Genomic DNA, 10854 nt, shown 5'->3' on the forward strand with positions numbered 1-10854 from the left:
GACCGATCAAGGGGATTTCCGAATGAAGAAGACCGCTCTGGTCTCCGGCCTCCTGGCGCTGGTGCTCGGGCTGACCGCGTGTGGTGGGCAGTCCGGCTCCGGCGGCGGGAACGCCGGGCCGGCGCTGTTCGGCGATGTGCAGGAACTGGTCCGGGCGGCGTCGGCGAAGACGGGGCAGGCCCAGTCGGCGAAGTTCACCATTTCCGGCTCGATCGCCGGTCAGCAGATGACCGGTTCGGGTGAGGGCCGCTTCACCGACGGGGACAGCGCGATGGCCGTGACCATGACCGTCGGCGGGCAGATGCAGGAGATGCGCGTCGTCGACAAGGTGATGTACCTGAAGCTGCCGGAGGAGGCCCAGGCCGCGACCGGTGGCAAGCCGTGGGCGACGTTCCCGGCGGGCAGCGAGGCGGCGAAGGCGCTCGGCGCGAGCCTCGAACAGGCCGAGTCGAACGACCCGTCCAAGACGCTGGAGCAGATCCAGAAGGCGGGCCGGATCGACCGCAGCGAGCAGACCACGCTCGACGGGCAGCAGGTCAGCCACTACTGGGTGACGATCGAGGTCGCGAAGGCCGCCGACGAGCTGGCCGCGTCCGGTCTGCCCGCGGAGACGCTGGCGCAGCTGAAGTCGATGAACGTCACGTACCCGGTGGAGCTGTGGCTCAACGGCGACCAGCTGCCGGTGCAGGTCACGCAGGACCTCAGCCCGGTGATGAAGGCCGTCGGCGCACCGGCGGACGCGCAGCAGGCGTCGATCACGATGAAGTACAGCGACTGGGGCACCCCGGTCACCGTGGAGGCGCCGCCCGCCGACCAGGTGGGCGAGTTCAAGATCGGCGGCTGACACCGACCGGTAGTCACGGCGCGGTTCCGGTTTCCCGGGACCGCGCCGTTTCGGTTCTGGTCATCGGCGCTGGTGGCGGCCCGAGAGCCTGCGGCACGACGTCCGAGGCAGGCCCCGCCGCGTCCGGCGACGCGGGCGCTGGCGCGCGCCGCGACCGGGCCGGACGGCTAACCCATGTGCGGATAGCCGATCGCCGTGGGGGCGTCGAACGTCTCCTTGATCGACCGCGGGCTCGTCCAGCGCAGCAGGTTGAACATCGACCCCGCCTTGTCGTTCGTGCCCGAGCCGCGGGAGCCGCCGAAGGGCTGCTGGCTCACGATCGACCCGGTCGGTTTGTCGTTGACGTAGAAGTTGCCCGCCGCGAACCGCAGCGTCTGGTGCGCCTGCTGCACCGCCGCCCGGTCGTCGGCGAACACGGCGCCGGTCAGGGCGTACGGCGAGGTCCGGTCGACCAGCTCCAGGATCTCGCCGTAGGACGCGTCGTCGTAGACGTGCACCGCCAGGATCGGCCCGAAGTACTCCGTCGCGAACGCGGTGTGCGCCGGATCGGCCGACACCAGCACGGTCGGCTCGACGAAGTACCCGATCGAGTCATCGCAGTGGCCGCCGACCAGCACGTGGAGGTCGTTGTCCCCGTCCACGCTGTCCAGCAGCTTCCGGTGCTTCGCGAACGCCCGCGCGTCGATCACCGCCCCGCCGAACACCGACAGGTCCGTGACGTCGCCGTACTTCACGGTCCGCGTCAGGTCGGCCAGCTCGTCCCGCAGCCCGCTCTCCCACAGCGACCGCGGAACGTAGGCGCGCGAGGCGGCCGAGCACTTCTGCCCCTGGTACTCGAACGCGCCCCGCACGAGCCCGGCCAGCAGCTTCTCCCGGTTCGCCGAGGCGTGCGCGACGACGAAGTCCTTGCCGCCGGTCTCGCCGACGATCCGCGGGTAGCTCGCGTAGGAGTCGAGGTTCTCCGCGATCCGCCGCCACAGGAACTTGAACGTCGCCGTCGAACCGGTGAAGTGCAGGCCCGCGAACCCGGGATCGGCCAGCGCCACCTCGCTGACCGCGTGCCCGTCGCCGGTGACCAGGTTGATCACGCCCGGCGGCAGGCCGGCCTCCTCGAACACCTGCATCGTGTAGTGCGCGGCCAGCTGCTGGGTCGGCGTCGGCTTCCACACGACCGTGTTGCCCATCAGCGCGGGCGCGCTGGGCAGGTTCCCGGCGATCGCGGTGAAGTTGAACGGGGTGATCGCCACGACGAACCCGTCCAGCGGCCGGTAGTCCATCCGGTTCCACGCGCCCGGCACCGAGTTCGGCTGCTCGGCGAGGATCCGCCGCGCGTAGTGCACGTTGAACCGCAGGAAGTCGATCAGCTCGCAGGCGGCGTCGATCTCGGCCTGCTGCACCGACTTCGACTGGCCGAGGATCGTCGCCGCGTTGAGCGTGTCGCGGTACCGGCCCGCCATCAGGTCCGCGGCGCGCAGGAACACCGCGGCGCGCTCGTCGAACGGCATCTCCCGCCAGGCCGGGGCGGCCTCCTTCGCGGCGGCCACCGCGTCCGCGACGTCTTCGGGCGTGGCCTGCGCCGACGTGCCCAGGACGTGCGCGTGGTCGTGCGGCTGGACGACGTCGAAGGTGTCGCCGCCGGCCATCCGACGCCTGCCGCCGATCGTCTGCGGCAGCTCGTGCTTGTCGCCCTCCAGCTCGGCGATCCGGCGTTGCAGGGATTCCCGCTCGGGACTGCCCGGCGCGTAGGTCCGGACGGGCTCGTTGACCGGAACGGGCACGTTCGTGATGGCGTCCATGCCTACCTCCTGTGACGGGGCTTTTGGCCTGCCCCCAACGCTAGAGCAGGTCGAGGAGGAACGGCAGCTCCTGAGGCGCGTACCAGGCCAGTTCGTGGTCCTCGGCCTCGCCCAGGACGAACTCCGCGTCCGGGTCGCCGAGGTCGGCCGCGTCGATGACCCGGGCGGCCGCTCGCACCGCCTCTTCGGCCTCCTCCGCGTCGACGTGCACGGCGGCCACGTCCTCGTAGCTGATCGGCCCGGACAGCTTCACCACCGGCGCGTCCAGGTCCGGGCGCGGGGTCGCGTTGTCGACGTCGACCGAGATCACCACCCGGCGCGGCAGCTCCTTGGCGTCATCCTCCGCGGCGCCGATCAGCCGCAGCGACGCGATCGCCGCGTCCAGCAGCGCGACGTACTCCAGCTCCTCGGTGTCCCCGCTGAGGTAGGACTCGCGCAGCGCCGGGGTGAGGGCGAACCCCGTCCCGCCGGGCGGCTGCAGCCTGCCGTCCGCCACCAGCCTGCGCAGCATTCCGATCGTGCCCGGAAGGTAGACCCTCACCAGCTCGCACCCTTCAGCTCTTCCAGCGAATCCTCGATCATGCCCGCGAGGACGTCCACATCGGACAGCGCCTTGCGGTCACCGTTCAGTCCGAAGTAGACGCCGCCGTGGTAGGACGTGACCCCGATGGCCAGCGCCTGGTTGCGCGCCAGCGGGATCACCGGGAACATCTCGGTCATCCTCGCCTGCCCGGCGTACAACGGTACCTGCGGCCCCGGCGAGTTGATGACCAGCAGGTTGAAGATCCGCCCGGAGAACGCCCCGGCCGCGCGCGCGGCCAGTGCGTGCATGGTCGCCGGGGCGAACCCGCCCACCTTGAGCATGGCGCGCGCGGCGACCGAGCGGCCGGAGTCGGCGTGCGCGCGCAGCGTGTGGCTGATGTGCTGCAGCCGCAGGACCGGGTTGGGCTCGCCGACCGGCAGGTCCACCAGGTACGGCTCGACCTGGTTGTTGACCAGGCCGGCCGGGGAGAATTCGACGGTGTCCGGTTCGAGCACGGCCAGCGGCACCAGCGCGCGCACGGTGGTGGCCTCCGACACGCCCTCGCCGCGGGAAAGCAGCCACTCGCGCAGCGCGCCGGTGACGACGGCCAGGACGATGTCGTTGACCGTGACGCCGTGCTCGGCGCGGACCTTGCGGTAGTCCTCCAGGCGCGTGCGGACCACAGCGAACACCCGCCCGCCGGAGACGTGCCGGTTGAGCGGCCCGGACGGCGCCGGCTGCAGGACGCGGTGCATCTTGGCGGCGACCCCGCCCACGGCGTCGGTGACCTTGTCGGCGGTCGCGGTCAGGTCGCTCACCACGTCGCGCACGTTCTCGACGAGTTCACCCGGACGACGGACCGTCTCGCTGACCGCGTCGAGCACCAGCTGGGTGGCGCTGGGCGGGCGCCGCGGCACCCAGGTGTCCTCGAACGGCTCGCACGCCTGCGGCGTGGTGTCGAGGATCAGCTGTCCCAGCTCGACGGTGCCGCTGCCGTCCACGACGGACTCGTGGGTCTTGGTGACCAGCGCGATCCGGTCGCCTTCGAGGCCCTCGACGAAGTAGGCCTCCCACAGCGGGCGCTCGTGGTCCATCGTGCGCGCCATCAGGCGGGCGACCAGGTCGTACAGCTGGTCGTCGGTGCCCGGGGCGGGCAGCGCGGAGCGGCGGACGTGGTAGTTGAGGTCGAAGTCGACGTCGTCCACCCAGACCGGGCGCGCGAGGTGACCGGGCACGCTGACCACGCGCTGGCGGTAGCGCGGCAGATAGCCGAGGCGCTGCTGGATCAGGCACAGCACCTGCGCGTGGTCGAACCCGTCCCGCGGGCGCTCGAACACGGCCACCCCGCCCACGTGCATCGGCGTCGTGGCGTCCTCCAGGTAGAGGAACGACGCGTCGAGGGCGGAAAGACGGTCGGGCATGACGCGATCCTGACACAAGCTGGTGTACTTGTGCTCGTGCGTGAAACGACCGTCTCCCCCAAAGACCGATTCCTCACCGTCTACGGGCGCAAACCGGTCCTGGAAGCCCTGGACGACCCGGAGCTGCGGGTGGACAAGGTCATCCTCGCCGACACCGCCCGCGGCCCGGCCGCGGCGGAAATCCAGCGGGCCGCGCGGGCCGCGGGGGTGCCGGTGCAGCGGGCGAGCGCGCACCGGGTGAAGGTGCTGGCCGGCAACGGCAAGCAGGACCAGGGCGTGCTGGCGGACGTGGTCGCGCCCCGGATGCGACCGCTGAGCGCCGCGCTGGCCGACGCGCCGGCCCGGGTGCTGCTGCTCGACGGCATCACCACCCCGGCGAACGTCGGGATGATCCTGCGCACCGCGACGGCGGCCGGGCTCGGCGGGATCGTCGTGCCGCGGCGAGGGGTGGCGGCGCTGGATCCGCTGGTTGTGAAGGCTTCGGCGGGGGTGGCGTTCCGGGCGCCGGTCCTTCGCTGCGCGACGGCCGCCGAAGCCGCGTCGATGCTGGTCGAGGCGGGATACGGATTGTATGCACTTGGTGCACAAGGCCGTCCGTCGCTGTTCGAGGCGTCGTTGCCGGAGCGGGCGGCGTTCGTGCTGGGCGGGGAGACGGCGGGGGTGAGCGACGAGGTCGCCGCGCTGGTGACGGGATGGCTGTCGATCCCGATGCCGGGCGAGGTCGAGTCGCTGAACGTGTCCGCGGCCGCGGCCGTGCTGTGCTTCGAGCTGGTCAGGCGGGGAACAACGCGCTGAGTTCGGCGAGGGTGCCGGCGACCGAGGTGTGGTGCACGCCGACCATTCCGGCCGCGGCAGCGCCGTCGACGTTGGCGCGGGAGTCGTCGACCATGACGCATCCGGTCGTGGGGAGGCCGAGGCGTTCGGCGGTGAGGCGGAAGACGCGCGGATCCGGTTTGGCGATGCCGACCTCGCCGGAGAAGACGAACGCGTCGAAGTGCCGGGCGAGGTGCCCGCGACCGGCGCCACCATCCGCATTGGACAGTAGTGCGGTCCGGATACCGCGCTCCCGCAGCACATCGACGGCAGCGAGCAGTTCGGCGGCGTCCGGATCGGTCAGCACGCCGGCGTAATCGAGCACCAGTCCTCGCAGCACGACTCGACACTATCGGCCCGGATCACACCATCGGGCCACGGCTGTCCGGTTCTCCCGGGACTGCCGCTCTAGAGAGCGGCATGACTCGACTGAGGGGGACTGATGATGACGCTGCAGACGCTGCTCCAGTACGAGCCGAACAGGGGCACGACTCCGCCGGTCGTGATTCCGGGACAGGCGGGGGCGTCGCGGATCCGGATGCGCGGACGGCCCGGCGAGCCGCTCGAACTGCGCCACGCGCGGACCGTCCTGACGGCGATCCTGGAGGTCCGCGCCGGGCGGCGAGCGCCGGGCCAGCTGCGGACGGTGGTCACGCCGAGGATGTACCAGCACCTGCGGGTGGTGCCACCATCGCCGGGCCCGCGCTACACGGTGCGCTCGGTGCGGGCGAGCCAAAGCGCACCGGGCGCGGTCGAGATCTGCGGAACGGCGCACGCGGACCAGCGGGCCACCGCGGTGATGGCCAGGTTCGAACACTCCGAGGCCGGCTGGCGGTGCGGGTTCTTCACGGTGGTGCAGCCGCAGCGACACCGCTGACCTGCGCGGTTGCGGGGCCGGAGGCCGGTTCGTTCGCGGACCGGCCTCCCGGCGCCGCCGGTGCTTGGTGAGCAACGCTGCCGGGTGGAGCCGGCAGCAACTGGCAGACCGCCCGGATGCCCGTGGGCACCCGGGCGGTGGCGCTTCTTCCCCGCCTGCCGAACCGCCGCCCCGTGGGACTCCACCCCGCCCAGCAGGGGCGAGGCACACCGCGAAACGGAACCCCAAGCACGAAGGGCCGGCACCATCCGGCACCGGCCCCCGCGAAAGACCCAGCTCAGCGACGCTTCTTCGTCTTCTTCGCCTGCGTCCGAGCCGCCGCGCGACGCTCCCGCCGCGTGCCCGCCGCGCCCTGGCCGTCCGAGGACGCCGTCGCCGTCCCGCGGGACTGCACGCCGCCCTGCTCGGCCGGGCCGGAGAACGTCAGGCCCTGCTGCGGGTTCTCGTTGCCGAGCCCCTTGCCGCGCAGCGCGTTCGGCACCGCGGGGCGCGCCGGCTCGGTCTGCTGCGGCGGCACCGGCTGCGCGTGCCGCCCAGCCGCCGCGCCCGCCGGCGCGGCCGCGGCCGGAGTCGCCTCCTGGGGCTGCGCCGCCTCGACCTGCAGGTTGAACAGGAAGCCGACGGCCTCCTCCTTCAGCGAGTCCAGCATGGCGTTGAACATGTCGAAGCCCTCGCGCTGGTACTCGATCAGCGGGTCGCGCTGCGCCATGGCCCGCAGGCCGATGCCCTCCTTGAGGTAGTCCATCTCGTAGAGGTGCTCGCGCCACTTGCGGTCCATCACCGACAGCAGCACCTGCCGCTCCAGCTGGCGCATCGCGCCTTCGCCGACGCGGCCGTCGATGTCGGCCTCACGCCGGGCGTAGGCCGCCTTCGCGTCCTCGACCAGCGCGTCCCGGAGCACCTCGGCGCTGAGGTCCTCGTGCTCCTCCATCAGCTCTTCCCAGCTCACCGACACCGGGTAGAGCTGCTTGAGCGCGGTCCACAGCTTCTCGTGGTCCCAGTCCTCGGCGTAACCCTCGGACGTGGCGCCCTCGACGTAGGCGGTGAGCACGTCGACCAGCATGTGCTGCATCTGCTCAGAGAGGTCCTCGCCCTCCAGCACGCGGCGGCGCTCGGCGTAGATCACCTTGCGCTGCTGGTTCATGACCTCGTCGTACTTGAGGACGTTCTTGCGGATCTCCATGTTCTGCTGCTCGACCTGCGTCTGAGCGCTCTTGATGGCCCGCGACACCATCTTGTGCTCGATCGGCATGTCGTCGGGTAGCCGCATGGTCGTCATGACCCGCTCGACCATCACCGCGTTGAACCGGCGCATCAGCTCGTCGCCGAGCGACAGGTAGAACCGCGACTCACCGGGGTCGCCCTGACGCCCGGAGCGGCCACGCAGCTGGTTGTCGATGCGGCGGGACTCGTGCCGCTCGGTGCCCAGCACGTACAGGCCGCCGGCCTCGCGGACCTCCTCGGCCTCGGCCTTGACCTCGGCCTTGACCTCCTCGAGCACCTTCGGCCAGAGCGACTCGTACTCGGCGGAGTTCTCGACCGGGTCCAGGCCGCGCTCGCGCAGCCGCTCGTCGGCGATGATGTCCGGGTTGCCGCCCAGCACGATGTCGGTACCGCGGCCGGCCATGTTGGTGGCGACCGTGACCGCGCCCTTGCGGCCGGCGCGAGCGATGATCAGCGCCTCGCGGTCGTGGTACTTCGCGTTCAGCACCTCGTGCGGCACGTTCAGCTTGACCAGCAGCTTCGACAGGTACTCGGACTTCTCGACGCTGGTGGTGCCGACCAGCACCGGCTGCCCCTTGGCGTGCCGCTCGGCGATGTCCTCGGCGACCGCCTCGAACTTGGCCTCTTCGGTCTTGTAGATCAGGTCCGGCTGGTCCTTGCGGACCATCGGCCGGTTGGTCGGGATCGGCACCACACCCAGCTTGTAGGTCTGGTGGAACTCCGCGGCCTCGGTCTCGGCGGTACCGGTCATGCCGGAGAGGCGGTCGTAGAGGCGGAAGTAGTTCTGCAGCGTGATCGTGGCGAGAGTCTGGTTCTCCGCCTTGATCTCGACGCCTTCCTTGGCCTCGATCGCCTGGTGCATGCCCTCGTTGTAGCGACGGCCGGCCAGGATGCGGCCGGTGAACTCGTCGACGATGAGGACCTCGCCGTTGCGGACGATGTAGTCCTTGTCGCGCTTGTACAGCTCCTTGGCCTTGAGCGCGTTGTTCAGGTACCCGACCAGCGGGGTGTTCGCCGACTCGTACAGGTTGTCGATGCCGAGCTGGTCCTCGATGAAGGCGACGCCCTTCTCGGTGACACCGACGGTCCGCTTGCGCTCGTCGACCTCGTAGTGCGTGTCGCGCTTCATCAGCGGCGCCATGCGGGCGAACTCGACGTACCAGCGGGCCGACTGCTCGGCCGGGCCGGAGATGATCAGCGGCGTCCGCGCCTCGTCGATCAGGATCGAGTCGACCTCGTCGACGATGGCGAAGTTGTGGCCGCGCTGCACGCAGTCGTCCAGGCTCCACGCCATGTTGTCGCGCAGGTAGTCGAAGCCGAACTCGTTGTTCGTGCCGTAGGTGATGTCGGCGTGGTAGGCCTTGCGGCGCTCCGCCGGCGTCATCTCGGACAGGATCGCGCCGACCTCGAGACCGAGGAAGCGGTGCACGCGGCCCATCCACTCCGAGTCGCGCTTGGCGAGGTAGTCGTTGGTGGTGACGACGTGGACACCCTTGCCGGAGATCGCGTTCAGGTACACCGGCATGACCGAGGTCAGGGTCTTGCCCTCACCGGTCTTCATCTCGGCGACCTGGCCGAGGTGCAGTGCCGCGCCACCCATCAGCTGGACGTCGTAGGGGCGCTGGCCGAGCACCCGCAGGGCGGCCTCGCGGGCCACCGCGAACGCCTCGGGCAGCAGGTCGTCCAGCGACTCGCCGTCCCCGCCGTCGTGCCGCTCGCGGAACTCGGCGGTCTTGCCGCGCAGCTCGTCGTCGGTGAGGTCCTTCACCTCGTCTTCGAGGGTGTTGATGTGTTCGGCGATGTTGCGCAGCCGCTTGATCATCTTGCCCTCGCCCGCACGCAGCAGGCGGTTGAGAACCATCCGGTCGACCTCACTAGCTGTTGGGACGCACCCAGGCTCTGTCCCTGGACCGCGCCGTCTCCGACACCCTGTCCGGCCCGTGGTGCGGGCCGTGCGCACCCTCCATCGTAGGGAAGGAGCGCGCGTCGGCGCACGCAACGTGCGTACATGCGCGAAACGGCCCGCGCACTCCGGGCGCGCGGGCCGTTTTCGGACGCCGCTAGTGGTCGAGGCGGATCACGCCGTAGGCGAAGCCCTTGCGCCGGTAGACGACGCTCGGGACGCCGGCTTCGACGTCGTTGAAGAGGTAGAAGTCGTGTCCGACCAGCTCCATCTCGGAGAGGGCCTGGTCGATGGTCATGGGTTTGGCGGAGTGGTGCTTCTCCCGGACGATCCGGCCGGGGAGGTGTTCGGCCTCGTCGTCCCAGCGCTGCTGGGTGGGCAGCTCGATGTCCTCCGGGAGGGCGGTGCCGACCTCTTCGGCCGCGGGAGCGGGCGCCTCGAGCACTGCGGTGGACGCGCGGCCGGTGGCCGGCATCGCTCCCGCCGCGATGGCGTTCGACGTCGCTTCGGCGACGGATTCCGGGCAGCGGCGGCCGTAGTGGACGCGCCGGCGGTCGTGCATCTTGCGGAGGCGGTTTTCGAGCTTGTTCAGGGCGGTGTCGAGGGCGGCGTAGAAGTCACCCGCGGTGGCCTCGGCCCGGACGACCGGACCCTTGCCCCGGCCGGTGATCTCCACCCGCTGGCAGTTCTTCAGCTGCCTGCGGTTGGGCTCGTGGAACAGCTCGACCTCGTAGCGGTAGACCTTCTTGTCGTAGCGCTCCAGGCGCTCGAGCTTGTCACCGACGTGTGTGCGGTAGTGATCCGGCACCTCGACGTTACGGCCTTTGACGACGATTTCCATACACGACCTCCCTCATTGCGGAATGAGTTCGAGAGCTCTATCGATGGATCGGCGCCGACGCCGCTCCCGCCCGACCGGTCTGATGGCAGAACCGGGGGTCAATCTTCCGTCGGCGCCAGGGTCATCGGCTGTTCACCTCCCTGCCGGCGGGACTTGCTATAGCGCAGCACGCTAGCGCGGTAACGCGGATCACAAAACCCCCCGAGCCGGGGGATGTCACGGATCGGGAAGTGGTGACGGTGCGCGTCTGAACCCGTCCAGGCGCGTTGACCTGCTGCTCCGTTCGGAGCAGGCCGCGCGACCGGTTTTCACCTTGACATTGCGCCGTTCTCCGGCGTCCCGGCCCGTGGGTGACGAGACCGCGTTCCGGCCGCAGCACTCCCCCGGACGCTTGCGCGTGAGCCGCTCCGGCGTTCCAGGGCCTCATGTCCGGACAACGGCCGGCAGGGGCCCCGCGTTCCCGGCGAGGTGCGCCCGGCTGGGTGAAGCAGGGTTGGGCCGCCGGGCGCTGATCGCCGTTCAAGGAGTGAGCGACGCGCGGCCACCCCATCTCCGCGCCTGGCGCCACGACTACCGCCCCCGCCTCACAACCCGGAACGGCGCAGCCACCGC

The 10854-nt window shown here is 70.6% G+C and carries 9 protein-coding genes; 3 read left to right on the forward strand and 6 right to left on the reverse strand.

All coding sequences use genetic code 11. The features are described 5' to 3' along the window. Nucleotides 1-22: 22 nt before the first annotated feature. On the forward strand, nucleotides 23-844 hold the full coding sequence (locus D0D28_RS27985) for a hypothetical protein (protein ID WP_116113780.1): 822 nt from the start codon (nucleotides 23-25) through the stop codon (nucleotides 842-844). A gap of 167 nt (nucleotides 845-1011) precedes the next feature. Here the strand turns inward: D0D28_RS27985 and pruA are convergent, their stop codons facing one another. From pruA to D0D28_RS28000, 3 genes are read right to left on the reverse strand one after another with little or no spacing between them, the layout of a single operon-like run. Then, nucleotides 1012-2640 carry an L-glutamate gamma-semialdehyde dehydrogenase gene (gene pruA, locus D0D28_RS27990; protein ID WP_116113782.1) on the reverse strand — a complete coding sequence of 543 codons (1629 nt, stop codon included), beginning with the start codon at nucleotides 2638-2640 and terminating at the stop codon, nucleotides 1012-1014. Nucleotides 2641-2680: 40 nt separating this feature from the next. Next, nucleotides 2681-3181, reverse strand: coding sequence for a DUF6912 family protein (locus D0D28_RS27995; protein WP_116113784.1), 501 nt, complete (start codon nucleotides 3179-3181; stop codon nucleotides 2681-2683). Then, a complete protein-coding gene (locus D0D28_RS28000; protein ID WP_116113787.1) occupies nucleotides 3178-4584 on the reverse strand; it encodes a WS/DGAT/MGAT family O-acyltransferase in 1407 nt (468 codons plus the stop codon). Before D0D28_RS28000 ends, D0D28_RS27995 begins: the two co-directional genes overlap by 4 nt. 30 nt (nucleotides 4585-4614) lie before the next feature. On the opposite strand from D0D28_RS28000, the gene D0D28_RS28005 reads away from it, so the two are divergent. Beyond that, nucleotides 4615-5379, forward strand: coding sequence for a TrmH family RNA methyltransferase (locus D0D28_RS28005; RefSeq protein WP_116113789.1), 765 nt, complete (start codon nucleotides 4615-4617; stop codon nucleotides 5377-5379). Here the strand turns inward: D0D28_RS28005 and D0D28_RS28010 are convergent. Further along, nucleotides 5357-5737: an HAD-IA family hydrolase gene (locus D0D28_RS28010; protein ID WP_116113791.1), complete on the reverse strand. Its 381-nt coding sequence runs from the start codon at nucleotides 5735-5737 to the stop codon at nucleotides 5357-5359. The two genes, D0D28_RS28005 and D0D28_RS28010, sit on opposite strands and share 23 nt — an antisense overlap. A gap of 102 nt (nucleotides 5738-5839) precedes the next feature. On the opposite strand from D0D28_RS28010, the gene D0D28_RS28015 reads away from it, so the two are divergent. Continuing rightward, nucleotides 5840-6274 carry an Rv3235 family protein gene (locus D0D28_RS28015; RefSeq protein ID WP_094008942.1) on the forward strand — a complete coding sequence of 145 codons (435 nt, stop codon included), beginning with the start codon at nucleotides 5840-5842 and terminating at the stop codon, nucleotides 6272-6274. A gap of 277 nt (nucleotides 6275-6551) precedes the next feature. On the opposite strand, the gene secA is transcribed toward D0D28_RS28015, so the two are convergent. After that, on the reverse strand, nucleotides 6552-9359 hold the full coding sequence (secA, locus tag D0D28_RS28020) for a preprotein translocase subunit SecA (RefSeq protein ID WP_116113793.1): 2808 nt from the start codon (nucleotides 9357-9359) through the stop codon (nucleotides 6552-6554). Between the two features lie 199 nt (nucleotides 9360-9558). Then, entirely contained in the window at nucleotides 9559-10242 is a 684-nt protein-coding gene (gene hpf, locus D0D28_RS28025; RefSeq protein ID WP_094008940.1) for a ribosome hibernation-promoting factor, HPF/YfiA family, read from the reverse strand. Nucleotides 10243-10854 lie beyond the last annotated feature (612 nt).

Origin of the sequence: Amycolatopsis ruanii (assembly GCF_003385175.1) — a bacterium.
GTDB lineage: Bacteria > Actinomycetota > Actinomycetes > Mycobacteriales > Pseudonocardiaceae > Amycolatopsis_E > Amycolatopsis_E thermalba.